Origin of the sequence: Vibrio sp. MED222, from assembly GCF_000153005.1 — a bacterium.
GTDB lineage: Bacteria > Pseudomonadota > Gammaproteobacteria > Enterobacterales > Vibrionaceae > Vibrio > Vibrio tasmaniensis_A.
In genome coordinates, this window is sequence record NZ_CH902606.1 from 1,583,272 (window position 1) to 1,608,834 (window position 25,563).

Consider the following 25,563-nt stretch of genomic DNA (forward strand, 5'->3'; position numbering starts at 1 on the left):
TTATACTGCTGCTTCTTTTGATACTGTCGCTGTAACGTCAGCGTCGTATTGTTCAGTATCCAATGAGCCATTCTTCTTCGCTGTAAGAACGCCTGACAACATAGAGCCTGAGATGTTCAGCGCTGTACGAGCCATGTCAATTAGTGCTTCAATAGACACTAAAATCGCGACTACTGTGATGTCTAGACCCATGATGGTGAGTACCGCTACTGCTGCGAACGTTGCACCGCCACCAACACCTGCGATACCGAATGAAGCAATCGCGATAACAGCTATCAGTTGTAGGATAAAGCTCAAGTCTACAGGCATGCCCATGACCTGTGCCGCCATGATTGCTAGCATTGCTGGGTAGATACCGGCACAACCGTTTTGACCGATACTAGTACCGAATGTCGCTGACATGTTTGCTGTTTCTTCGTCTACACCTAGGCGCTGAGTTTGTGTTTCAACGTTTAGTGGGATAGCTGCCATGCTTGAACGAGACCCGAAACCGAACACGAGTACTGGCCAGATTTTCTTCATGAACTTGGCAGGAGAAAGGCCGAACATTGACACCATCACGAAGTGGATGCCGAACATAACGCCAATTGCTACGTAGCTTGCTAGAAGGAAGCGGCCCATCTCTGCAAGTGCGAACAGGTCGTTTGTCATCATGAACGTGGTCATCAGAGCGAATACACCGTAAGGCGTTAGCTTCAGGATTTCACGAACCATTGAAAGCACTACTTCTTTTGCAGAGTTGATGAAATCAACGAAGTTTTGCACTTTCTCAGGCTTACGGTTTTTCACTTGAAGGATGCAGTAACCAAGGAACATACCGAACAGTACAGTTGATAGCGTAGAAGTACGTTGAGAGCCCGTTAGCATGTCGAAGATGTTGGTTGGAATGATAGACAGAGCCATACCAGACAGACCGCTGCTCGCCATCGCATCTTGTGTTGCGACCAGTGAATCACCGCGAGCTTCAATCGCACTGTTTGTGCCGATTGTGCTTACTAGCGCGTTCGCATCGATACCAAATAGGTAAATACTTGCGATACCAACGGCCGCTGAGATAGCACAAGTGAAAAGTAGAATACCGATGATTTTTGGTGCGATTCGAGATAGCGCACCGCCGCCTTCAACGTTCATGATCGAAGAGATCATCGCCACAAACACAAGTGGGATAACGATCATTTGTAGAAGTTTGATGTAGCCTTTACCGAACACCGAAATCAGTTCAGCAAAGCCAGATGTCGCAACGTTGCCGACACCGAAAACAAGTTGAATTGCGCCACCGAACAGTAAGCCAGCAGCAAGCGCACTCAGTACGCGGAAGTTAAAACTTTTCTTTTGCTTTTTGAAGTTCGACAGCAGTGCGTAGAACCCAAAGAACAGTATGCTTAATCCAATAAATGAAACGCTCATGAGAATCTCCTATGATACCCATTAATACCTAAGTCGGTTATTTTTTGTATGCGATGGCTTCAATTTCAACCAGTGCGTCTTTTGGTAGTCGTGCTGCTTCAACACAAGAGCGAGCAGGTGCGTTCTCTGTACCAAACACCTCTGTATACACTTCGTTAAAGGCAACGAAGTTCTCCATGTCTGATAGGAAGCAGGTTGTCTTAAGCACTGTGTCCAGTCCCGCATTACTCGCTTCTAATACAGCTTTTAAGTTTTCCAGAGACTGACGAGCCTGCTCTTTGATGCCGCCCTCAACAAACTGCATGGTTTCTGGAACGAGAGGTAATTGACCTGATGTATAAACCATGTCGCCGTAAGACGTACCTTGTGAGTAAGGGCCGATAGCTGCAGGTGCTTGTTCAGTGGCAATGATCTGTTTCACGATGTAACTCCTAATTATTGGTTTTATTCTGATTTAAATTCACGGATAAACTTGTAAACCGCCTGTCGGCTGATCCCAAGTTGCTCTGATACTTGTGTAGTCGTCTCTTTTAGCTCAAATACGCCGTTATCAAATAAGCAACGGATGATGGCTTTATTACGACCTTTGCAGGAAACCGACTCGTCTTGGTCAACCTCGTTAATGGCTGAACTCAATGCTTGCTGAATCACATCATTTGCATTGTTACTGAAGGTCTCACTGACAATGGTTTGTGGCACATTGCACTGCGGCATCAGCGTCTTGACGATTTCTGGAAATGGGAAAGATAAGTTCATGTTGATACACAGCATACCAATCGGCTTTTGTTGTGGACCAGCCAGTACACAGGTGGTCGATTTAAGTAGGGAACCATCTGCTGAGTTGGTGAAATAGCTTTTCGGAGAAACTTCGCCAGTTTTCTCGAATGTGCTCCACATGCGTAAACCTAAATCGGTGATTGGTGACCCAATTTCACGACCCGTATGATGACCATTGACGATCTTCACGACTGAGTTTTCTAAGCTTTCAAATGAATGGATAACCACTTCGCAGTAAGGACCAATCAAATCGGCGATAGTGTCTGCTAAGCGGAAGTAATTACTTAAGCATTCTCTGTCTTCATCGGTGAATCGAACTTGTTTTACATTCATGATTTCGGTTTACATTTTTGAACTCAATGACTGGAATCTACTCCTTTGGTGGTACTCCCACAAGATGCGGTAAACTTCTGTAAACCTGAAGTGAACGTTCAAAACATCAACAAATCGTAAGTTTTAGACCTATATCACGAGCGGAATTTGAACAAGATCACCAAAGGTAGCCAAATGAGGTTTAATTTCTTAAACCGCATCAAGGTTTACATATTTAAAACCAAAGGTTGCATTTTTGAACCCTTTGATGATCTAGGACAAGTTATAAGGAAAGGCAAAAAATTGAATTAATTGGTATTGTAAATGCATGGCAATCAAGCATTTACCTTGCGAATGTGGTGGTGAGTAAAGATAGGTGGTTAATTGAAAATGAGGTTGTATTAGAGAGTTAAATTCACAAAAAACAGCTTTTTAATAGGATGCAAGCTAGGATTTAGATCCTAAAAAAGCAGCTGAAGTTGCTGCTTTATTTTGGAGTGTTCTGTTTGATTATTCGCTTGGCAGTTTAAGCTCGACTTGTTTTAGCGCGCGCTGATACATAAACCATGCACAGGTGCCGGCAAGCACATTACCTGTCATTGCGCCCCAGAATAGGCCTTCAATACCCGCAAGCTGAGAGCCAACCCACAAGCTAGGTAAGAAGAAGGCGAACAGGCGCAGCGCTGAAATCGTCAAGGCGGTATAGGACTTGCCTAATGCGTTAGAGACGGAAACCATCAGCATACAGATTCCTAATGGCCCTAAGCTAATAGGTACGATCAGTAGGTGATAGTTTAAAATCGTCGAGACTTCGCTTTCACTGGTCATTAGGTTTGCTAGTCCGCCAGAGAATAACCAAGTCACTAGTGCGATCACCAACTGGAAACCCAATACAAACATCACCGCAATCTTAACGAGCTTACGTATGTTTTCGAGATTGTTCTCTCCCAACATGCGGCCAATCATCGGAGGCATCGACATCGTTAGTGCTAGCACAGCGACAATCGAGAAGAATTCAAAACGTGAACCCAATGCCCAAGCTGCAACGGCAGCTGTGCCATAGCCAGCAAGCAGCTTAGTGGCGAACATGGATGAAACAGGAGGCAGCAGCTGACTGATCATCGCAGGCCCCATGATGTTACCAATGGAGCGAACACTCTTGCTGATGTCGAGGTCGTGCCAGTCGAAGGTCATCCAATGCTTCTTGGTGACCTTTGGTGCAACGATAAATATACCCGCACCGAACGCCAAGATGGTCGCAATGGCGGCTCCATTGATGCCCATGTCGAGCGTAAAGATGAAAATCGGGTCCAATATTAAGTTGATGATACTGGTCGCGATCATCATTGAACCGGGCAGCATGGTATTACCATTGGCACGACACACACTGTAGAAAAAGTAGAGCAGTGCACCTGTCCAAGAGCTGGCTAGCCAATAGATCCAATAAGAATCAATGATCGGTAATACCGTCGGTGGCGCATCCAACAATTGTAAAATTGGCCCTCGCAGCAGATAGATGATGACGGAGAAAAACGCGACACTCACGCTGCCCATCGCAATCACTAATCCACCAAGCTGCTTAGCGTAGCGCGTTTCATTCGCGCCAATGGCTCTCGCGATTACCGCGGTTGTCGCGATACCTAACCCGACCTGAATACCGATGATGATCATCTGTATTGGAAGCGTGAAACCTTGAACAGCGAGCGGCAGTACGCCCAGTTGGCCAATAAAAGCACTGTCGACAAGCTGGAAGCTCATTAGGGAAAGTACCCCAAATAGCATTGGCCATGTCATTGTATAGAGTTGTCGGCCAAGAGAAGGCGAGGGAGTTGCGGTAGTAGAATTCATAACACTCTTATCGGTCTTGAAGTTAGGCTTGTTGTGATGACAAACCTCTCAATGAAGAATTGTGTAAAGGATAACGTAAGGTCAGCGCGATACCAATGCTTGTTATGATAGGCAGGTTATCTTTGTTGGCTCTCGGTGAACAAAAAAGCCAGTCGCGATGACTGGCTTTGTTGACTCTATATCTAGTTGTTGACTCTAAGCGTTACTTGTTTGCAACGTTACCAAGCTTCAACCACGTGTCGATAACCGTATCTGGGTTTAGTGAAACAGAGCTGATGCCTTGTTCCATTAACCACTCCGCTAGGTCGTCATGGTCTGATGGGCCTTGGCCACAAATTCCTACGTATTTACCCGCTTTAGCTGCTGCATCGATTGCCATTTTCAGCATCGCTTTCACCGCTGGGTTACGCTCATCGAATAAGTGAGCAACGTCACCTGAATCTCGGTCTAGGCCAAGTGTCAGCTGTGTCATGTCGTTTGAACCGATAGAGAAGCCATCGAAGTACTTCAAGAATTCCTCAGCCAAAATCGCATTCGATGGTAGCTCACACATCATGATGACCTTCAGACCTTGGTCGCCACGACGAAGATCGAACTTAGCCAGAATGTCGATAACCGATGCTGCTTCGCTTGGAGTACGAACGAATGGGATCATGATTTCAACGTTCTTAAGACCCATTTCGTTGCGAACGCGTTTGATTGCTTGAGTCTCTAGCTCGAAACAGTCTTCGAATACTGGTGAGATGTAACGAGATGCGCCACGGAAGCCCAGCATTGGGTTCTCTTCATGCGGTTCAAACGTTTTACCACCGACTAGGTTGCTGTATTCGTTCGACTTGAAGTCAGACATACGTACGATCACACGCTTAGGCCAGAATGCAGAAGCGATTGTAGCAATGCCTTCTGTTAGCTTGCTTACGTAGAAATCGATAGGATCTTTGTAGCCACGAATACGCTGGTTGATTTCTGCTTTGATCTCATCCGTTTGCTCATCGAAGTTCAACAGAGCTTTAGGGTGAATACCAATCATCTTGTTGATGATGAATTCAAGGCGAGCAAGGCCAACACCTTCGTTCGGGATTTGGGCGAAGTCGAAGGCACGATCTGGGTTACCCACGTTCATCATTACTTTGGTTGGCAGCATTGGTAGCTCATCAACCTCAGAACGTTTGATCTCGAAGTCGAGTTCGCCGTTGTAAACGTAGCCTGTTTCGCCTTCTGAACATGACACTGTTACGGTGTCGCCATCATTCAGGCTGCTTGTCGCGGTACCACAACCAACTATGGCAGGAATGCCTAGCTCACGAGCAATGATTGCTGCGTGACAAGTACGGCCGCCACGGTTAGTGACAATCGCAGAGGCTTTCTTCATCACAGGCTCCCAGTCCGGGTCTGTCATGTCAGTGACCAGTACGTCGCCTTCTTGAACCAGTGACATTTGGTCTAGAGAGTCAACCAAGCGAACAGGGCCTGAACCGATACGCTGACCGATAGCGCGGCCTTCAACCAAGACATCCGCCTTGTTGTTTAGCTCGTAACGCTCGATAACGTTTTGGTCGCTCTGAGAACATACGGTTTCAGGACGCGCTTGAACGATGTAAAGCTTGCCGTCGATGCCATCTTTTGCCCACTCAATGTCCATCGGACGTTGGTAGTGCTTCTCGATGATCATTGCTTGTTTTGCAAGTTCTTTGATCTCTTCATCGTTCAATGAGAACTCGTTACGTTCTTTAGTATCTGTATCGATGATATCAACTTGCTTGCCGATCTCTTGGTTGGTTGAGTAGATCATCTTGATCAACTTAGAACCAAACGTCTTTTTAACAACTGGGTAGTGACCCGCTTCTAGCATTGGCTTATGAACGTAGAACTCATCTGGGTTCACCGCGCCTTGTACGACCATTTCACCTAGGCCCCAAGAAGAGGTGATGAATACCACTTGGTCGAAGCCTGACTCAGTATCAAGCGTGAACATCACACCTGAAGAAGCTTTGTCTGAGCGAACCATACGCTGGATACCCGCAGACAATGAAATGCCACGGTGATCAAAGCCTTGGTGTACTCGGTAAGAGATAGCGCGATCGTTAAACAGAGAAGCGAACACGTGTTTCGTTGCTTCGATAACTGCATCGATACCTTTCACGTTAAGGAAGGTTTCTTGTTGGCCAGCAAAAGAAGCATCTGGAAGGTCTTCAGCTGTTGCCGATGAGCGAACCGCAACAGACAATTCTTCGTTGCCTTCAATCAGTTCACGGTAGTTATCACGGATATCTTGCTCTAGTGATTCTGGGAAGGGTGCGTCTAGAACCCATTGTCGAATCGTTGCACCTGTCTTACGCAGTGCGTCAACGTCTTCAACATCAAGTTCATCAAGGAGTTGGTGAATGCGCTCATCAAGACCTTTGTAGTCAAGAAAGTTGTTAAACGCATAAGATGTGGTAGCAAAACCATTAGGTACTGATACGCCAGCGTTGGCTAGGTTAGAAACCATCTCGCCAAGTGAAGCATTCTTACCGCCGACTTTGTCGACATCTTCCATGGAAAGGCCATTGAACCATAGGGTGTTATTTTGCATTTATTTCTCCAGAAACATAGCAAGCATTGTAGGGATTTAAAGGCAAACGATTACGTATCAGTTTAAAAAAATGTAAATTATTTTCTAAAGCTGTGGGGGACGTAATAGTCAGCAGGGTTTCGTTATATATATTATGGTTCCCATCCTACTCAAAATAATTTTAAACATTAAATAAAAAATGCAAATTGATATCCAAAGTCGTGATGTATTCTATGTTTCTGATGGAACGGCCATAACATGTGAGACTTTAGGGCATGTTGTTCTAGGTCAATTCCCATTCGAAGCTAATGAAAAAACCTTCCCGTTTGTCGAAAGTGAAGACAAACTTTCTGATTTATTGAAAGAGATCGAGATTTCATATCGAGCAACAGGCCATGAACCTTTGGTCTTTTTCTCGATTGTGATTCCGGAGATAAAACTCAAGCTGTTAGATGCGCCTGCGCATTGTTATGACGTGTTAGAAAGTATCGTGCAGAAAGTGCAAGATGATACGAAAATGGCGCCTAAGCCGAAGCTGCAGCGTTCTCGTAGCGTTAATAAAGACTCGGACAAATACTTCGACCGTATTGCTGCTATCGAATACACGTTAGCGCACGACGACGGCATTACTTTAAAAGGCTTGGAAGAGGCAGACATTATCTTGTTGGGTGTCTCTCGCAGCGGTAAAACGCCAACGAGCTTGTACATGGCAATGCAGTTTGGTTTACGCGTCGCAAACTATCCGTTTATCCATGATGATATTGCTCGCTTAAGGTTGTTACCGGAGTTTGAGATATATCGCCATAAGTTGTTTGGTTTGACGATCGATGCGGAAAGGCTGACCGAGATCCGTGAGAATCGATTGGCAGGTAGCGAGTACGCAAGTGATTCACAATGTTTGTATGAGCTACAAACGGTTGAAGGGTTGTTCAGACGTGAAGCCATTCCATACATCAACACCTCGTCACTGTCTGTTGAAGAGATTTCGACACGAATCTTGGAACGTACAGGTTTGAGAAGGCGCTTGTTGTAGAAAAAGACAATTGAGTCATAAAAATCGAAGCTCGTACGGACAATGGTTCGGGGAGCTTCGATTTTTCTTTTAGCTGGTTGTTAGCTATTAACTATTAACTATTAACTATTAACGACTCAACAAATTAGCGAAGCAGCATGATGCTAAGCGTTTTGCTCTGTTTTTCGAGCCAATGTTCAAGTGCTGGTGGCCATTCGATACTTGGTTCGACACAGAAACCGCGAAGCATTGAGAAATAAAGAGCTTGATCAACCAAAGGTAGCGATGATTCACCATTCTCTAGTTCCAATAGAAGCTCTGCATCTTTCAGCAATGGGTTAATCAGTTGAACGTATTGTGGGGTCTTTTCTAAGAGCTCTTCAAAATTAAAGCCTTCGGTCTCTTTACTAACACGCCAAGCTTTTTTTGCTCCAGCCGAACGATATTCAGCCAAGTCGAGGTTCCACCAACGTGGGCGTCCGATCTGTTGAGTGAGAGGGAAAGTTCGGCTTTGGAAAAGAGTAGCCTGCTCTGAAGGTTCACGTTGCTCATTATTTGATTTCAAATCCATGAAATAAGCAATGATGTCTAGGCTTTCGGCCATGATAGAACCATCGTCTTTCTGTAAGACGGGCACCATTTTTTTACCGATCAGATCGATAAGGGTTTGGGCATCATCATAATCCACAGAAACAAGTTCGATATTCAAGCCAAGAGATTGAGCAATGTAGGCAACTCTTGCACAGAAAGGGCAGTGGTCGTAAATGTAAAGCTTCATAGCTTCCCTCATTAATGGTCATTACAAGTATAAGATAATGCTAATGTACCAGAAACTCTTACGAATACTAAGCATCAATAAATGCCAAGTTCCAGTAAACGCTTAGCACTAATAAACAGCATGCACTAACAGACAATAAGTATTTAGTGTAGATACTCTTTACTGAATTCTATTGTCCGTTGGATTGGACGTTATTGTAATGAGTAAATTAGAGGGGAAACTGGTGGGTAAATTACAGGCACAAAAAAGGCTCTGGCTGCTCACTCTAATGTAGAAGAATGAAGTCAGCCAAAGCCTCAATTTTGTTACCTTTAGCAGAGTGACTACTAAAAGAGCGGAGCGGTTAAACTATGCTTTTTTAAGGTCTTTTGCAGGGTAAGTAAGCGTCATTATTGCGCCTTCTACTGTTGTAACATGAACGTAGCCACCACCAGCACTTAGGCCAATTACTACCATTTCACCTAGCTCAACACCTTTTGTTGCAACAACGCGATCATCAACTGAAAACACTTTACACACCTTCAATAAAATAAATAAATACGACAGATATCGAACGCGGATTTAAACAGATGGTATCCCAATCAACTAATCCGGTTATTTGTCGTAAAGATTAAATTTAGTTATGCATAAATCGGCATTTCTTAAAAATCAGTTGGTTAACATGCTTGGGGTGTTATTTGTCGGCGGGATAAATGACACCAACTTGCTGACGCATATCTGTAATTAACTTGGCAACGGTTAAAGCACGCAGTTGGGCTTGAGCTTGGGTGCTTTTGTCACCAGCAATGCAGTTTGCAAAGGCTTGGACCTCGTAACTCATGGAGTTTTCGCTTTGTGCTTGAGTAAGGTTTTCTACCGTGCCATCACGATAGCGAATCTTAACGTCGGTGCATTCTGCAATGTGATCGATGATGATCGCTCCCTGTTCGCCTTGGATCTCGCTTGGTACGTAAGAGTCGCTGACTTTAGAGTGCGCAAGGGTTACATCAAATTCTGGATACTGGAAGATCGCACAGCCATGCGCATCCACACCTGAGTCAAGTAGCTTTGCCGAAGCCAGCGCATTCTCAGGTTCACCAAACAGAGCAGAAGTCGCGGCTACGCAGTAGAAGCCAATATCGACTAATGAACCGTTAGAGAAAGCTGGGTTGAAGGTGTTTGGGTTCTCGCCGTTTAGGTATTTCTGGTAACGCGATGAATACTGACAGTAGTTGATGTGCGCTTTATGCACTTTGCCTATCTTTTTTAAGCCGAGTTGAACTTGCTCAAAGTTCGGTAGATACTGAGATTTATACGCCTCAAACAGCACCACCCCGTTCTTCTGAGCGACCTCAAACATGTGTGTTGCTTCTTCAATATTCGATGCGACAGGCTTCTCACAGATGACATGCTTGCCGTGTTCCATCATCAAGATAGATTGCTCGCAGTGCAGTGAGTTTGGTGAAGCGATGTACACGGCTTCAACTGTGTTGTCATTTGCCAATGCGTCGAGTGAGTCATACGTCGTTTCAACGTTAAATTCTTGGGCGAACTGTGCCGCGCTGGCCAGATTTCGTGAATAAACCGCAGCAAGTTGCATCGATTGTGATTCATGAGCAGCTTGAACAAATTTCTTTGTAATCCAATTGGTTCCAATTACAGCGAACTTAATCATAAGGTATCCAATAGTTAGTATATTAATTCTATGAAGATAGTAGCACTCAATGGCTAGCATTGTTTCTGAGATTTGCGGAACAATTCTCCAAGATCTTTAGTCTGATATTAATATTAACTCGTCTATACCTGAGCTTTCTAGAGCATCATAATAGAGTCTTTTGTTGTGCTGGTTCGGAGGTGGGAGGTGCAGGTTTAGTATCAGTGACCGATTGTATTCTCTCAATTGGTGGTTTATTGGAAGTGTTTAATATAAAAGACTCAATACCCAAAGAATGAAGATCTATTGATTATATCCTCTCGTCAATTCTTAAGAAATATTATACAAGCTGAATTGTTGTGCAATTGTATTTATATGCAATCGCGCAATTAACCTATGGTGTTTTAATATCACTTTGTTTAGTAATTGATAACATTTTAAGACAATAAATGTTATCGATTGGGAGCAATTTACGTTACAGAGTCACGAAATTGAACATAATTGGAATAATGAACAACATTTGTTTTAGATTGGTTCTAATTATGAGAAATAGGGGGGTTACTTTTGTTGATATTTATATTAATTTCTTATGGGTTAAATTATTAGCAATAGGTGTTTTTTTACTGTGAAATCTCTTATTATTGCGCTAGAACGTAAATCTGAACGATTTTTATCCAGCCAAAAGCAACTTTTAAATATTAAGTCTCTAGATATTGAAAAGTTGAGTGCTGTTGATGCTATGTCCTCTAAACCTCATCCTTTGATGGATTTCTATGATGAAACCGCCTTTTATGCACTAAATGGAAGGATCGCTGTTCCTGGTGAGATCGGGTGTTATGGTAGTCACTATTTAGCGTGGGAAAGATGCATTCAGTTAAATCAACCAGTTATTGTCTTCGAAGACGATGTTGTTGTTGATGTCGATGTATTTGAAAAAACGGTTCAATTTGCCAGTAAGCATATTGAAGAGTGTGGTTTTATGAGATTGGAAAATTATTCGACTAAGAGAGAGTATAATTATGTCGTTGAAAATCTCGATGACGAACAAAGTCTAGTGCGACATATTAAAACACCACTATGCACCACTGCCTATATGATCACACCGCATGTGGCGAAAATTTTTATAGAAAAAAGTGAACGATTCCTCTACCCAGTAGATGTATTTATTAGAAATGTATGGCTTCATAAGCAACCAACTTACGGAATATCTCCTGCAGGATTAACCGGGGGAGAAGGTGGCTCAGTCATTGGGAATCGGTCTTCTAGAACAAAAAAATCACTCCGTATTAAAACTCTAAAATTCTTAAGTAAGTTTAGAGATGTCGCTATGAATGGTTTGTTCAATTTGACCTATACCGTAATAATCAAAAAAAGCAGACCCAAAATGTTTAACGGTTTTTAATCGTTTCTTATCTGATTGATTTTACGTCATTCGTTTAGAACGAACCGAGATTTAGATATAAGAACAGCTCCCAATTGGGAGCTGTTCTTCGTTATCGTGTCATGTAATTAGTGGTATCAAGCTCTAGCTCGAAAGTTTTGTTAAAAGAGTAGGACGGTGCACAGCTAAGCTATTTTTGCTAAGGTGTTATTGAATTTAAAAAGGTAGTGATATGCAAATCCGGAACGCTAAGGTAACTGATATTAGCTCGATCTTAGAGCTCTCTATGCAAATAAATCGTCAACATCATCTTGGTGCCCCTATAGTATTTGCTCCCGCTTCTCATGGCTTGGCTGATAGTGAAGAATATTGGTTGGGATTGATGCTTGATCCGGTTGGCACTTTCTTAGTTGCGGTTGATGCTCAACAGGTTGTTGGTTTCTTGGTGGGGAAGGTAACGCAGAATAAAGGGGTAAGCTTCATTCAGTCTCACAAAATAGCGCGAGTGAATACGATTGTGGTAAACGATCAGGTTCAGAGCCAAGGCGTCGGCAAAGCGTTGATGAAGTCGTTTAATCAGTGGGCGCAAGCGAGCGGTGCTATTGAGCTTAGGTTAGAAGTGATGGAGTTTAATCAGCAAGCTAAGGGTTTCTATGAGTCGTTAGGCATGGAAACTCAATCACGAACCATGTCCATGCGCTTTGAGGAGAACTAAAGGTGCGTCTATTTTTGCCTTTATTACTGTGTTTACTGTTTGTAGCTTCGAGTGTGCAAGCTGAAAAGGTTGTGGTTGAAAAGATAATTTCTGACGCGACGGCAATCGAAACCATTGTATTCGAGTCGAAACCGGCTCACTCTCAGCGTGTCTCAACGTCTTCCTCTAACTCAACCTCTTCAGTGATCTCAAATTCCAAACATGTGATTATTGTGGATGATGTTCTTAGCAGTAACTCTGGCGAACAAGTTGCCCAGCTGTCTCAAGGTTCATCTAAACGTCCCCCTCAAAGCTCTTCTCAACAGTCTTACACTCTAACCGGTCCCTCTTCTGAGGCAGACTCTCTGTCGCAAGTGGTCACCTTAGTCAAAGTTGATAAATCGAAACGTAGAATGTACCTACTTAAGGGTGACGAGGTTATTCAAGAGTTTCGTATTGCGTTAGGGAAACAACCGAAAGGGCATAAACGTTTTGAAGGAGACAACCGAACACCTGAAGGGGAATACCAGCTCGATTATGTGATGGAAGAATCGGATTTTCACCGCTCGGTGCATATCAGCTACCCGCAACCTTCGGATATGCAGTGGGCTGAAGAAAATGATGTCGACCCTGGAGGGAACATCAAGATCCACGGAATTAAAAATGGTGAGCGCCGTTCACCGAGCTTTATTCAAAGCTTTGATTGGACGGATGGCTGTATCGCATTAACCAATCAAGATATGGATGAGTTTCTCCAACTTGTAAAAATGGGTACCCCTATCCATATCGAATGGTAGTCATTGGTACCCCATTTTCTTAGTCACTTTCGGAATCTATTCGCGCAGGCAATTAGCGCAGTCAATTCGTGAAACCAACTTCCGAAATTAACCGCTAAAGTCAGTTACAGTATGACTCGACCTGCACTGAATATCGCAATTACGATCAGCAACGCAATGGTGACTGGCTTAAATTTCGCTCCACCAAATCTCTCGAATAATTTAGAACCCACATAACCGCCAAACATGCTGCTTGGTAACAGTGCAAAAGTAAGCCAGACCACCTCGCGGTCGACTAATCCTGCGATAGATGCCGATACAAACGCACTGGAATCTGCCAACACAAAGAACGCAATCAGGCCAGCTCTGGCTATATGCGGAGCAACTGGGCTTGCCAACGCGTGTGTACCAATCGGAGGCCCTGACATTGAAGCTGCGCCGTTCATTACCCCAGCAAGGCTACCTAGAATATAGGGAGCAAATCTAGGCTCTCTTTTGTACTGGAACCCTTTGTAGATCATAAGTGCAGATGCAAAAATGAAGGCGCTGATGATCAAGATGATCGTGTCTTGGCTAACGGATTTTAGCAGAAGTAGGCCGACCGGAGTGAAGGCCAAACAAGGGACAAATACCTTTGAAACCCAGCGCCAATTCACATGATGTTTAACCTTCGGCAGCAATTGGATATTGCCTAACAGGTCGATCAGCATGAAAACGGGAACCAGTTCGATAACAGGCACGAATAACGCACTCAATGGCAGTGCCACTAAGGTAAAACCGAAACCTGAGAAGCCACGAACAATAGCGGCAAAAATGAAGATAGCACCCAAAATTGGGAAGGTTGGACTAAAAATGAGATCCATAAATTAAGTAACCAATGAAGCTGTCTAAATAGAGCGAGCGATGAAACCAAGTGAGTAGCGGAATGTACTCCTACTCACTTGTGTTTGCTACTTAATTTTATGGTTTCCCGAGAATTAATTTTAAGGCATCCCGGGAGTTTATTTAAAGTTTATCGGGGCTATTTTTTCGGTATTTACGAGCTCAATTTATAGGATTGAACTGATTCGGAAAATCAGTAAATACAGCATCTACTTTTGAGCGAAATTTGAAGCGAGACGGATCATTGACAGTGTAGCACCATGTTTGAATGTTTGCTTCACCAAGTGTATCAAGATCGCTCTGCTTCAGATGCTCGTAGTTCATGTGACAACTGAACGCTTTAACCTCATCAATCAGCATAAGATCATCTTGAGTCAGTTGCTCTGTGATCACACCGACACGGTATCTAGGCAAATGACGAGCCATTTCAGCAACGACTTGATGGCTGAAGCTTGAAAGCAAAACTCTGTCGGTGTCAAGATTTGAATGAATCAACTCGGTGTGCAGCAAATCAACGACATGAGGTGCTTGATGTCGGCTATCGACTTTGACCTCTAGGTTGACGCTAAGATCATACTGCTCAACAAGCGCGAGCAACTCTTTCAACGTCAGTATTTTTTCTCCAACGAACTGCTCAGACTTCCAACTGCCAAAATCGAGCTGACGCAGTTCAGCAAGGGTGTGTTCATCAACTCGACCCTTGCCATCGCTGCAGCGCTCAAGCGTGTGATCGTGACAAACGACCAGTTGGTCATCCTGAGTGGGCTGAATATCAACTTCAATCCATTTCAAGCCGAGCTTCGCCGCTTGTTCAATGCTTGCTTTGGTATTTTCTGGGTGAGTACCTGCTACACCTCTATGACCTACGATGATAGACGACATAATTAATCCTTCTTAAAGACGCACCGTAAAAACGCATTAAATATCAGTGTACTCGATTAAGCGAGAGCCGTCGTTAAGCTTGTCGTATCTTCGTGTGGCTCCTGTGATGTGAAATTATTTGGGTGAATGCGTTTGCCATGATTGTCAAAAATATGCAGGTTGGATTTATCGATTCTTAGCCCTAGGGGGACGGCTTGGCACAGTGTCGTTTCGGGTGTTACTGCAATGAAGGGCTGCTCGTTCACCAGACCATGAACCAATTGATTTGGACCCAAAGGCTCAACCACACTGATACGCAGTTCAAGAGGCAAGGTATTCATCATCAATTCTGAACCAATTTCAGAGTGCTCTGGACGAATACCAAGTGTGATAGCTGTATTTTTTACGTGGGCGTACTCGGGTAAGTACATTTGCTGATCACCAATCTCAAGGTATCCGTCATCGAGTGTTGCTGGTAAAAAATTCATTGCAGGGCTGCCAATGAAGCTCGCCACAAAAGTACTGGCTGGCTGGTGGTAGACCTCTCGTGGCGTCCCGACTTGCTCTATCTGGCCTTTGTTGAGCACCACGATTCTATCAGCCAGTGTCATGGCTTCGACTTGGTCATGAGTCACGTAAACACTGGTCACGCCAAGTTCGCGTTGCAGTTTTTTGATCTCTAATCTCATGTGAGCACGCAGTGAGGCATCTAGGTTAGACAAAGGTTCGTCAAACAGAAAAAGTTGTGGATCGCGAACGATCGCTCGTCCCATAGCAACACGTTGACGTTGACCACCCGAAAGCTTGGCTGGCTTGCGGTCTAGGTATTCTTCGATTTTCAGCGTTTTGGCGACTTTCTCAATTTTCTCTTCAATAAGGTGCTGACTAACACCTCGGTTCTTTAAGCCATAAGCTAGGTTTTTGTAAACCGACATGTGGGGGTAGAGCGCATAATTTTGGAAGACCATTGCGATATCACGCTGAGCTGGCTTTTCGTTATCAACACGGCGACCACTTAAGTGAATCTCGCCACCAGAAATGCTTTCCAAGCCCGCAATGGAACGTAGGATAGAAGACTTGCCACAACCAGAAGGACCCACCAAAACAAGGAACTCACCCTCATCGATATCAAGCGAGACTCCTTTGACGGCTTGATGGCCGTTTTCATACGTCTTTACCAAGTTTTTGATACCCAGCATGATGGGAGCTTTACGCGTACGATCGTGAGTGGCTTGGTTGTGCGCTAACGTTTGTTTTAGCTTTGGCATCGGGGTGTCCTCTGTATTTTTGTGGATAGCTTGGTGAGAAGGTTGGTGAGACGTCTTGTACTCATCGAGTGATTGAATGCGATTATTGTTCATTTGAGTTGTGTCGTTATTATTTTTCACTTTCTACTAGCCCTTTTACAAACCAACGCTGAAATACAACCACCACTAGTACGGGTGGCAACATGGCTAAAATCACCATGGCGAAAGCATAGTCATAGCGCGGTAAACTGGTTTCATTGATATTATTGAGTACTTGTTTGATGCCCATCACGATGGTGTTGTAACCTTCATCGGTAGTCATCATGATCGGCCATAAGTATTGGTTCCAACCCACCACAAACATGATGATGAAAATAGCGGCGATCATGGTTTTAGAAAGAGGCAGCAAGATATCGACAAAGAATCGAAATGGGCCTGCATTATCTAGTTGAGCTGCTTCTAACAATTCATCGGGGATGGTTTTGAAAAATTGCCTGAAAAAGAAGGTCGCGGTGGCTGATGCGATCAAAGGCAGAATCAACCCTGTATAGCTATTAAGAAGACCAAGCCCAGCGACAACTTCATAGGAAGGGATAATACGAACCTCTAATGGCAGTAGCAGCGTCACGAAGATCAGCCAAAACCACGCCGTGGCGTAAGGGAGTCTAAAGTAGACCAAAGCAAACGCGGCCATCATCGAAATGATGATCTTACCGATCGCAAAACCTAGCCCCATGATCATCGAGTTGGTGATCATTTTACTGGCGGTGACTTCGCCACTAAAGCCCATGCTTTTGTTCCAAGCTTCGCTATAAATGGCCGTAAAGTTATCGCCCGGTAGCCATTGCAGACCTTCGCTGACAATGGTGTTTGGGTTATGCGTAGAACTAGCGAAGATTAGCCAGATAGGGACCAACATAAACAGCATCCCTGCAATTAAAATTAGGTGGTCTGAGACCTTATTACTTTTCATAAATAACTCCTGTCGCGTTAAATCCTAGCGGGGAGGGGCTAGTAATGGACGCGCTTTTCTACAACGCGAAACTGGATAAATGTGAGAGTGAGTACCAGTAGTAACAACACAACAGACTGGGCGGAACTGCCGCCTAAATCTGCGCCAACAAAACCATCTCGATACACCTTGTACACTAATGAAGTTGTACCGCCACCTGGGCCACCATTGGTCATGGTGTCTATCACGCCAAAGGTTTCAAAGAATGAGTAGGTGAGGTTGATGACCAGTAGAAAGAAGCCAGTCGGGGCGAGCAGTGGGAAGGTAATGGTCCAGAAACGTTTTGAGTCGCTGACACAATCCAGCATCGCCGCTTCTTTTACGGCGTAAGAGATCGATTGGAGTCCCGCTAGGAAGTAGATGAAATTCACCGAAACCTGTTTCCACACGGAAACCAAAATCAGAGCAAACGTGGCATCCACGGGATCGGTTTGGAAGCTAAAATCCCAACCCACAACAGCAAAGATTTCTGTGAACACGCCAATGTGCGGGTTAAACAAGAAAGCACCGATAACACCTGCAATCGCAGGGGCAACCGCATAAACCCAAGTGAGAGTGACCTTGTAAGCGCCTTGTCCGTGAATGATGTTGTCGGCTTTCACGGCAAGCAGCAGAGCCAAGGCAAGTGATAAGAAAGAGACCACAATTGCGAACATCAAAGTAAAGCCAATCGAGTTCAGGTACTCGCTCGATTCGAATAGCATTTGGTAATTCTCAAACCAGACGAATATAGATGAGGTGCCCCAAGGGTCTTCCAGCATAAATGAAAGGTAAACCGCCTTTGCTGCTGGGTAGATAAAGAAAACCGCAATGATGAGTATCTGAGGTGCCAAAAATAGGTAAGGCAGCGGAGAGTGAAAGAATTGTTGACGTCGTTCCACAGGGTAATCCCTAAAAATAATTACAGTGGCCACTATGAGCGGCTGTTACCACTAGCGCTGTATCAGGCATGCATCCCGTTGAGTTATCGTTGTTGGAGCAAGAAATGGCGCTAGGGAAGAGTCTCCTCACGCCTTGCCATAGCGTTTTTTTAGCGACGCAGTGACAAGTAGTGAGGAGTGATGAACGGCTCTGATTCGCTAAGCCTTAAGCTTGTGAACAGTTTCGTTTCATTAATCGATCTAGTTCATCGTTCGAGCGAAGCGCTTTAGTAGTTTGCTGCTCTCATCTTCGACCTTGTCTAGGCTGCTCTCGACGCTAGAGCGATCAGCGAAGATGTTATCGAACTCACGGTGCATCACTTCACGGATCTGCGGGTAATAACCTAGGCGGTAGCCTTTAGTCCACTCGCCCGATTTGAGGCTTAGTTGCTTAACGCCCACTTCTGCGTCTGGCTGCTCTGTGTAGTAGCCGGACTTTTTCGCTAGTTCATAGGCAGCAGTTGTTACAGGTACATAGCCTGTTGTTTTGTGCCAGTAAACCTGAGTTTCAGGTTTGGTCAGGTAATCAAAGAACGCTGCAACACCTTTGTCCTGTTTCTGGTCATGGCCATTGAGTGCAAACAGAGCTGCACCACCAATGAAGGTTAAGCCAGCATCAGGGTTGACCGATTTCCAGTATGGAAGGTAAGTTGTGCCTAACTCGAAAGGTACGCGGTTACGCAAGCCACCGAACGAGCCTGAAGAACCCATCCACATCGCCACTTCTTGGCGCTCGAAAGGTGTTTGGTTCGCGTCCCAGTCGCTGCCGTAATATTTGTAGTAACCTAGATCTGACCACTCTTTCATCTTGCTAACATGCATCATCATGTCTTTGGTATTGAACATGATCTTAGTGGATAAGCCGTCGTAACCATTGTTTTGGTCTGCGACAGGTAGATTGTGGCGAGACTTAAAGTTTTCAAACATGATCCACGGCGTCAGAGATTGAGAAAACGCGATGTGCCCTTCGGCCTTCAGTTTCTTAGCAACCACTTCGAGTTCTTCATAAGTCTTAGGCGCTTCGGCTCCCACTTCTGCGAGAAGGTCTTTGTTGTAGTAAAGAACCGGCGTCGAACTGTTGAAAGGCATACCAACCATCTTGCCTTGGTTGTCGGCATAGAAGTTACGAACGCCAGCTAGGTAGTCGTTTGAATTAAAGTTGTAGCCCGATTCAACCAGAATATCCTGTACCGGTTTCGCGACACCTTTCGCGTTCATGATGGTTGCAGCACCGGCATCGAAGACTTGTAGAATGTTAGGAGCTTCGCCTGCTCGATATGCTGCGATACCCGCTGTTAAGGTCTCTGTGTATGAACCTTTATAGATTGGCGTGATCTTGTAATCATCTTGTGACGCATTAAAGTCAGTCGCAATCTTATTGACGGTTTCTCCAAGTTGGCCGCCCATTGCGTGCCACCAAGTGACTTGAGTCGTTGCGAACGCCGGCATTGCTGCTGTCGCAGAAAGAACGCCTGCCAAAATTAGCTTATTCATCTTCTTTTCCTTTTGGATGAAATCGATATAGAGGTATTGAATTTGAGTATTAACGAGACGGTAGGGGTATCGTTTGAAGCTATCTTGAACAGGGTATATTTCACTTACGTGGCTAAAGCGTTTCACTGATGTGAAAGATTCATTTCGATTTTATTTAAGAGAAAAGTTATTGATGGTTTTGATGTTGAACATGTTCGGTTTTTAAGGCGTTTTATTGGACAACTGTTGTTCAATAAAAAAGCCTCTCGATGGAGAGGCTTAGAAGAAGGTTCGATGTGGATACAGATTTAGTGCGCGATGTCCAATTGGTTGTCTTTCACACCGTTAATGCGAAACCAACCCGCGATACTGAATCGCTCTGTGTTTGTCGGCAGAACCTCGTGTGGGAATTGTTCAGACAAGAATACCAACAGTCGACCACCCTTTGGTGGAATGGTCGCGATGTGGTTGTCTTTTAAATCGTAAACCACGAGCTCCCCTGCGTCTTCCTCAGACCATTCGTCATTCATGTAGAATACTGTGGTCAGGCGGCGGTTTTCGTTGCCTTTGAAGCAGTCTAAGTGCTTCTGGTAAAAGTCACCTTTTTCATATTTTGCAAAGTGCGCTTCGTATTCGAACAGACCTAAAAAGAACGCTTGGTTTGCCTCTAAACGAATTTGTTCCATTTTGTCTAGGAACAGAGAGGCTGGTTCGCCCATATCACGGCGTACCCACTGAATTTTGTCACTACGAATCGTTGCTTCTCGTGCTACGTCATCGTTACGGCCGATCCTAGCCTTTTTCCAGTTCTCTGGAATGCAATCCCTCAATGCCACCACTTCTTCGTGAGTTAAGAAGTCATCCCAAACAAAGTAACCTTGGGTAGAAAGAGCATCGATCAATTGGTTCATGTATAGCACTCAGACAATAAATTAGAGGCGCATATATAGTCCGAATAACTGAGGTCACCAAATCACATGTTTTGTCGTTACGATAAATGTCTTTCGTTTACTCGTAGAAATAGGGAAGGGGCTCTTCAGAAAGGAAAGTGAGCCAGTATAAAAGGCTCACTTCCGTTTGATTATCGGCCGGTCGTTCCTGTCGCCAGTGCTTTGATTTTTACGACTTCGAATGGTCTGATGCCAGTATCTTTGCCGTTATTTAAAGCTGCGGTTCGGTTCAGCTGATTGACAGTTACATAAACATAGCCATCAGGACCAAATGACACGCCATCAGGCCAAGTTTGGTTCTCTGACAGCGTCGCAATAATTCGGTACCCTTTTGGTGTGGACACACCAATTGCATTGTTCTCAATATCCGTAACATAAACGTTCTGAGCACTGTCTACAGTAATACCATCTGAATAAGGTTTGTCTGCGTATCTTTTAATATTGTCTGCGACAGTCTTTCCATCGTTATCGAACTCACTCGCTTTCACTCGATAAATAGTGCGTCCGTTGACAGCTCCGAAATAGACCCATTCGTAAGATGGATCGATCGTGATTGGGTTTAACGCAAACCCAGTTTTACTGTCGGCCTTCATAGATGGGTGGTTTTCTGCCACTCGAACCGCTTCTCCCGTCTTTAGGTCAACCGTTACAAAGGCTGGAATGGCTTCACTTTTTAGATCGTTCTGGGTCATATCAGCAATGATAATACGTTGTCTTTTTTGGTCTAGAGCAAAGTCTTGTAGGAAGCTTGTCGGTTTTAGAACAGAGGCGGGTATTTTTATCGTTTTTACTAATGCTTCATTGCGAGTATCCCAGCCCGTTATGGTATGAGTTGCCAGATCGAGAATCCACGCGACTCCGTTATCATCGGTACGAATGGCAATGACAGCCTTAAATTGAGAGTTTTCACCTTGTGCATATTTCATCGTCGGGTATGGCGTTTGATTTCCAGCCACGCTTAACTCGATGACTTTAGTCGTTGGATGATCGAGCGGATGAACGCTTAACAATAAACGCCCATCTGGTGTAACCGAAGGGTTACCTGGGCGTTCAGTCATGGTCGCGACCACGGTAGCTTGTTTTGGAGTGAACTTTGCCTCTGCATGTGCATAAGTAGACAAAATTGCGCTCGCTAGTACGGTGTAGATTATTGATTTTTTCATTTTCTTTCCCTTGATAATTTACGCAAATGTTACCAATGGGTTAACAATCATCAACAGCCTTGTATTTGTTACACTTTCAAAAGAAATTTGATAATTAGCTTTAACCTATTCATATCAATGCGTATTGATAATCAGTTAAATTGAATTTAGTTCTTAAAAATCATAATGATGAAGGGGTTGTAATGTTGTGATTACCTTTTTCGAGTAACAGGTTCATTTTTTTGTTATCAGTGTTAGTAATTTTGAACTCACAAAACCACACTTCGTTGATCTTTGCTATATTCTGGTTAGACCACTTGTTGCTGAACTGTTAATTTGTTCTGAACGGCAGGAATAACGAATAGGAATACGGTTTTGCAACTCCATACCATTAAAGGCTATATCCAAGACATGTATCTCGTAGAGTACCCTGACAGGTTGTTGTTACTTGATGGTGCGTGCCGAGCCGACATCCCGCATCTTAAAGTTTTCATTGAAGATGATCTTGGCCGTGAATTTAGCGACCTACACACAGTGGTTGTTACGCACATGCATCCAGACCACGCAGGGGCAGCGCACAAACTCAGAAAGCTCACGAATTGTAATTTGGTTGCAGCAAATCGAGATAAGGATTGGTACCACGGCATCGATGGCATATTGATGCATTTGACCGATTTGGCATTAGCACGGTGGATGGCGAACCGATTGGGCAAGCCCAAAGCAAACCTATGGTATTCAAGAAAGTTGAAGCCGGACTACAAGCTGTCGGATGGTGATAGCATTCCTGGCTTTGATGATTGGTTGGTTCTGGAAACGCCGGGCCATACCGACAGAGATCTCTCTGTCTATTGCCCATCACACAGCGTTGCTTATGTGGCGGACTTGATGGTCGAGGTTAAGAAGAAACTGATTCCTCCGTTTCCTATCTTTCATCCCAATAAGTATCGAGCGTCGGTATCTCGTATCTATGACATGCAGCTCGACACCTTGCTGGTGGCGCATGGGGGACAAGTGAATTTGAGTGAGCAAGCGTTTGAACACCTGTTGATGAGTGCGCCAAGAAGGCCAGTGACACATTGGCGAGTGACCAAAATCAAACTCAAAGGTTTGGTTAAATCTGTTTGGCGATTTGGGTTTAAAGATAAAAAAAATCGCCATAAATAATAAAGGCCAGTCTTAAAGACTTAATGCCGTTCGGATAAGCATTATTGCTTGAACCTGAACGGATATTTGGCTGGGACAAAGAGGACTGAACGTGGAAACGTTCGGTCCTTTCTTTTATCTGGAAGAATGAAGTGACTCAAACTGTCTCTCATCCTTTTCAGTTTTACAGGTAGAGTTCCGTCTGGACTTAAAGCTAACCAACGTAATTGCGCATCAATAAGGTTAATTGCGGCGGTAAAACTGACCCTAGTCGCTCGAACCCCGGCTTCTGAAGCTATCTTAACCATCTCTAATCGCACTAAGTTATAGGCAAGTAATACGCCCCACAGCTCTTGCTTCACACCGGCAGAAAAACGACTTCGTAAAGTGACGTGACTTTGCAGTTGAGTCTGTTTAATTTCACCATAACCTTCTTCTATCTCCCAGCGTTGCCAATAAATACGCAGCAGGCTTTCTAGCGAGTATCTACTAGGGTCTGTAAGTGAAGTAATAAAACCTTTTATCTCACCTTTTGGCTCTTGATATAGGACTAATCTGGCTTCCCAACGTGCGGGTAAATTCGGATTCTGCCGTTGAGCTTGAGGAGAGATGGGCATTGAGATGAGCATGTCGTTCTCCGCATATTTCTCCAACACTTCATAGCGTAGCTTACGCTTTGCAGGCATTAACCAGTGAGCATTTTCCGCACTCTCTTGCCACGACAACAAGAGGTCTGCCGAGAAATAACAACGATCAAATAAGGTCAATGAATGTGCGGGGATATCATTGAATAGGCGCTTAGCTAAGGTCGTTTCACCGACATGACAGCCATCAAAAGCCGCCCCCATAATCATTCGAGTTTCTGTTGACATCAAAGCGACTAAACGAAGTTGAGGGTAAGGTTTCAATTTTTTAGAGATGAACCCAAATTCTTCAGCGTTCTCTGGGGAATCTTGGCACCTAAATGTTGTCCCATCGACAGCAAGAACATTAAGCTCTAAGTCTTTGTCTTGTTGAAGGATATCTCCATTCCAAGCCTTTACCGTTGTGTGAAACAGAGCCGCTAACGGACTCTCATCTAGACGTCGGCGTGAATCAGTTAGGACACTGGGTGCAACACGAGACCAGCTATCTTCAGGTTTAGGCTGAAGTGCAATGTCTAATGAACTGCACACCTCTTTGATAGACATGTTGCGTTGCAGCCCCATCCAAATAACTAACCAGACAGCTTGCTGAGCGGGAAGCCGACGTCGTCTTATGCTCGCTTTATTGGTTTCAAGAAGAGCTTGTTCTATCCACTCAATCTGAATGGCGTCGACAACAGATTCATAATTGTCGGCATCTTCAATGGTCTCGTGTGCCATTGCTAATTCTTGTTCAAGCATAAAAAAATCCCCATCAACGTTGTTGATGGGGATTATCTGCTAACTGCAAGATCGTTCAAGTCTTCTTAAACGATCGGCATTAAGTCTTAAAGACTGGCCTTTATTATTGCGCGTTGTTGACTCACTATTTGAGCTGTGGAGCAGTTCAATTAGTGAGAAATTAGAAATTCACCCGCTGGGTCAACAATCACTTTGTCACTCATGCCTTGACGACCAAGCAGCATCATATAAGTCATATCTTGACGGTTGCTTAGTGTGATATCGATAGGCCACTCCTGACCACCAATTTTTAGCATGGTTTCAATCACACAACGGTGTTCAACTTCGCCGTTCGATGATTTGATTCTTTTACTCGTTTTCAGTTTCGCCTTGCAGCGTACTGTCTCTTCTAGGTGGTAAACGTCTGGGTGAAGATCGAACTCAACGAAGTTTTCACCATCTGTTTTTACACATAGTAGATTGTCTACGTGTAGAGAAGAGGTTTGAGCCCCTGTATCAACACGTGTATGTAGTCCAGTTATCCCTAACTCTGGTAAGCAAAGTGCTTCTGTATTCCCTATGATCATTTTATTGTTCATGTTTTTTCCAATCATGAGTAAACGGCGTTTAATCAGCCTTTGCCACGAGTACGGTTAGCGTTTGGTTTTGCATTTTTTTCAATGAACTCGAAAATCATGTCTGCCACATCTTTGCCTGTTGATTTCTCGATACCTTCTAGGCCTGGAGAAGAGTTCACTTCCATTACAACAGGGCCATTCTTAGATTGTAGAATATCGACGCCACATAGGTTTAAACCCATGATTTTAGCCGCATTGATCGCTGTAGCGCGCTCTTCTTTGGTTAGTTTAACCAGTTGAGCTGTACCGCCACGGTGCAGGTTAGAGCGGAATTCACCCTCACCAGCTTGGCGTTTCATTGCTGCAATAACCTTGTTACCCACAACAAAACAACGAATGTCTGCGCCGTTAGCTTCTTCAATGAACTCTTGAACCAAGATGTTCGCTTTTAGGCCCATGAATGCTTCGATAACGCTTTCAGCTGCTTTGTTTGTTTCTGCTAGAACAACGCCGATACCTTGAGTACCTTCAAGAAGCTTGATAACCAGTGGCGCACCACCTACGTTTTTGATCAAGTCTTGAATTTTGTCTGGGCGGCTAGCGAAACCTGTTTTTGGTAAGCCAATACCTTTACGAGACAACAATTGTAGTGAGCGCAGTTTGTCGCGAGAACGACTGATTGCTACTGACTCATTGATACAAAAAGTGCCCATCATTTCGAATTGGCGAACAACCGCAGTGCCGTAAAAGGTAATGGAAGCGCCAATACGTGGAATAACAGCATCGTATTGAGGTAGCTCTTCACCCATGTAGCGAATC

General features: G+C 44.3%; 24 protein-coding genes. 5 read left to right on the plus strand and 19 right to left on the minus strand.

Annotated features, from left to right (window positions below):
• The 5 genes from MED222_RS14780 to ppsA all read right to left on the minus strand — a co-directional run bounded on the left by MED222_RS14780 (position 1) and on the right by ppsA (position 6,919).
• The gene (locus MED222_RS14780; protein WP_009846289.1) at positions 1-1,407 is read right to left on the minus strand and encodes a cation:dicarboxylate symporter family transporter; all 1,407 of its coding nucleotides are present in this window, start codon (positions 1,405-1,407) and stop codon (positions 1-3) included.
• Positions 1,408-1,444: 37 nt separating this feature from the next.
• Positions 1,445-1,828, minus strand: coding sequence for a RidA family protein (locus tag MED222_RS14775; protein WP_009846290.1), 384 nt, complete (start codon positions 1,826-1,828; stop codon positions 1,445-1,447).
• Positions 1,829-1,851: 23 nt separating this feature from the next.
• Positions 1,852-2,517 carry a helix-turn-helix transcriptional regulator gene (locus tag MED222_RS14770; RefSeq protein ID WP_009846291.1) on the minus strand — a complete coding sequence of 222 codons (666 nt, stop codon included), beginning with the start codon at positions 2,515-2,517 and terminating at the stop codon, positions 1,852-1,854.
• A 489-nt stretch (positions 2,518-3,006) separates the two neighbouring features.
• A complete protein-coding gene (locus MED222_RS14765; protein ID WP_017096987.1) occupies positions 3,007-4,344 on the minus strand; it encodes an MATE family efflux transporter in 1,338 nt (445 codons plus the stop codon).
• A gap of 202 nt (positions 4,345-4,546) precedes the next feature.
• A complete protein-coding gene (gene ppsA, locus MED222_RS14760) occupies positions 4,547-6,919 on the minus strand; it encodes a phosphoenolpyruvate synthase (RefSeq protein ID WP_009846293.1) in 2,373 nt (790 codons plus the stop codon).
• Between the two features lie 178 nt (positions 6,920-7,097).
• Here ppsA and ppsR point away from each other — a divergent pair, with 178 nt between their 5' ends.
• Positions 7,098-7,931, plus strand: coding sequence for a posphoenolpyruvate synthetase regulatory kinase/phosphorylase PpsR (gene ppsR, locus MED222_RS14755; protein WP_009846294.1), 834 nt, complete (start codon positions 7,098-7,100; stop codon positions 7,929-7,931).
• A gap of 124 nt (positions 7,932-8,055) precedes the next feature.
• On the opposite strand, the gene grxB is transcribed toward ppsR, so the two are convergent.
• The 3 genes from grxB to MED222_RS14745 form a co-directional block, all read right to left on the minus strand.
• On the minus strand, positions 8,056-8,688 hold the full coding sequence (grxB, locus tag MED222_RS14750; RefSeq protein ID WP_009846295.1) for a glutaredoxin 2: 633 nt from the start codon (positions 8,686-8,688) through the stop codon (positions 8,056-8,058).
• Positions 8,689-9,036: 348 nt separating this feature from the next.
• Positions 9,037-9,198 (minus strand): hypothetical protein, encoded by a 162-nt coding sequence (locus tag MED222_RS22190; protein WP_009846296.1) that lies wholly within the window; start codon positions 9,196-9,198, stop codon positions 9,037-9,039.
• A 163-nt stretch (positions 9,199-9,361) separates the two neighbouring features.
• Positions 9,362-10,342 carry a Gfo/Idh/MocA family protein gene (locus tag MED222_RS14745; protein WP_009846297.1) on the minus strand — a complete coding sequence of 327 codons (981 nt, stop codon included), beginning with the start codon at positions 10,340-10,342 and terminating at the stop codon, positions 9,362-9,364.
• Between the two features lie 604 nt (positions 10,343-10,946).
• On the opposite strand from MED222_RS14745, the gene MED222_RS14740 reads away from it, so the two are divergent.
• From MED222_RS14740 to MED222_RS14730, 3 genes are all read left to right on the plus strand, one after another.
• A complete protein-coding gene (locus MED222_RS14740) occupies positions 10,947-11,723 on the plus strand; it encodes a glycosyltransferase family 25 protein (RefSeq protein WP_009846298.1) in 777 nt (258 codons plus the stop codon).
• 211 nt (positions 11,724-11,934) lie between these two features.
• Positions 11,935-12,417, plus strand: coding sequence for a GNAT family N-acetyltransferase (locus MED222_RS14735; RefSeq protein ID WP_009846299.1), 483 nt, complete (start codon positions 11,935-11,937; stop codon positions 12,415-12,417).
• Between the two features lie 2 nt (positions 12,418-12,419).
• A complete protein-coding gene (locus MED222_RS14730) occupies positions 12,420-13,193 on the plus strand; it encodes a L,D-transpeptidase family protein (RefSeq protein ID WP_009846300.1) in 774 nt (257 codons plus the stop codon).
• A 104-nt stretch (positions 13,194-13,297) separates the two neighbouring features.
• Here MED222_RS14730 and MED222_RS14725 read toward each other — a convergent pair whose 3' ends face one another.
• The 8 genes from MED222_RS14725 to MED222_RS14690 all read right to left on the minus strand — a co-directional run bounded on the left by MED222_RS14725 (position 13,298) and on the right by MED222_RS14690 (position 21,680).
• The gene (locus MED222_RS14725) at positions 13,298-14,035 is read right to left on the minus strand and encodes a sulfite exporter TauE/SafE family protein (RefSeq protein ID WP_009846301.1); all 738 of its coding nucleotides are present in this window, start codon (positions 14,033-14,035) and stop codon (positions 13,298-13,300) included.
• 181 nt (positions 14,036-14,216) lie between these two features.
• Entirely contained in the window at positions 14,217-14,936 is a 720-nt protein-coding gene (locus MED222_RS14720; RefSeq protein ID WP_009846302.1) for a glycerophosphodiester phosphodiesterase family protein, read from the minus strand.
• A 56-nt stretch (positions 14,937-14,992) separates the two neighbouring features.
• Positions 14,993-16,303, minus strand: coding sequence for a sn-glycerol-3-phosphate import ATP-binding protein UgpC (locus tag MED222_RS14715; RefSeq protein ID WP_009846303.1), 1,311 nt, complete (start codon positions 16,301-16,303; stop codon positions 14,993-14,995).
• Positions 16,293-17,135: a sn-glycerol-3-phosphate ABC transporter permease UgpE gene (ugpE, locus tag MED222_RS14710; RefSeq protein ID WP_009846304.1), complete on the minus strand. Its 843-nt coding sequence runs from the start codon at positions 17,133-17,135 to the stop codon at positions 16,293-16,295. Before ugpE ends, MED222_RS14715 begins: the two co-directional genes overlap by 11 nt.
• A 38-nt stretch (positions 17,136-17,173) precedes the next feature.
• The gene (locus tag MED222_RS14705) at positions 17,174-18,055 is read right to left on the minus strand and encodes an ABC transporter permease subunit (protein WP_009846305.1); all 882 of its coding nucleotides are present in this window, start codon (positions 18,053-18,055) and stop codon (positions 17,174-17,176) included.
• A gap of 240 nt (positions 18,056-18,295) precedes the next feature.
• Complete coding sequence (locus MED222_RS14700) at positions 18,296-19,588, minus strand: extracellular solute-binding protein (RefSeq protein WP_009846306.1); 1,293 nt, start codon at positions 19,586-19,588, stop codon at positions 18,296-18,298.
• Between the two features lie 287 nt (positions 19,589-19,875).
• Positions 19,876-20,478, minus strand: a complete 603-nt coding sequence (locus MED222_RS14695) for a 2OG-Fe(II) oxygenase (RefSeq protein ID WP_009846307.1) — start codon at positions 20,476-20,478, stop codon at positions 19,876-19,878.
• A gap of 170 nt (positions 20,479-20,648) precedes the next feature.
• Entirely contained in the window at positions 20,649-21,680 is a 1,032-nt protein-coding gene (locus tag MED222_RS14690) for an L-dopachrome tautomerase-related protein (RefSeq protein ID WP_009846308.1), read from the minus strand.
• Between the two features lie 354 nt (positions 21,681-22,034).
• On the opposite strand from MED222_RS14690, the gene MED222_RS14685 reads away from it, so the two are divergent.
• Complete coding sequence (locus MED222_RS14685) at positions 22,035-22,823, plus strand: MBL fold metallo-hydrolase (RefSeq protein WP_009846309.1); 789 nt, start codon at positions 22,035-22,037, stop codon at positions 22,821-22,823.
• A 41-nt stretch (positions 22,824-22,864) separates the two neighbouring features.
• On the opposite strand, the gene MED222_RS14680 is transcribed toward MED222_RS14685, so the two are convergent.
• The 3 genes from MED222_RS14680 to rimK form a co-directional block, all read right to left on the minus strand.
• A complete protein-coding gene (locus MED222_RS14680) occupies positions 22,865-24,187 on the minus strand; it encodes an IS4-like element ISVbsp1 family transposase (protein WP_009845967.1) in 1,323 nt (440 codons plus the stop codon).
• A 149-nt stretch (positions 24,188-24,336) separates the two neighbouring features.
• Positions 24,337-24,765, minus strand: a complete 429-nt coding sequence (locus MED222_RS14675; protein ID WP_004733090.1) for an ATP-dependent zinc protease family protein — start codon at positions 24,763-24,765, stop codon at positions 24,337-24,339.
• A gap of 32 nt (positions 24,766-24,797) precedes the next feature.
• Positions 24,798-25,563 (minus strand): 30S ribosomal protein S6--L-glutamate ligase (gene rimK / locus MED222_RS14670; RefSeq protein WP_032555178.1); only part of this gene is annotated, 766 nt, incomplete at its 5' end.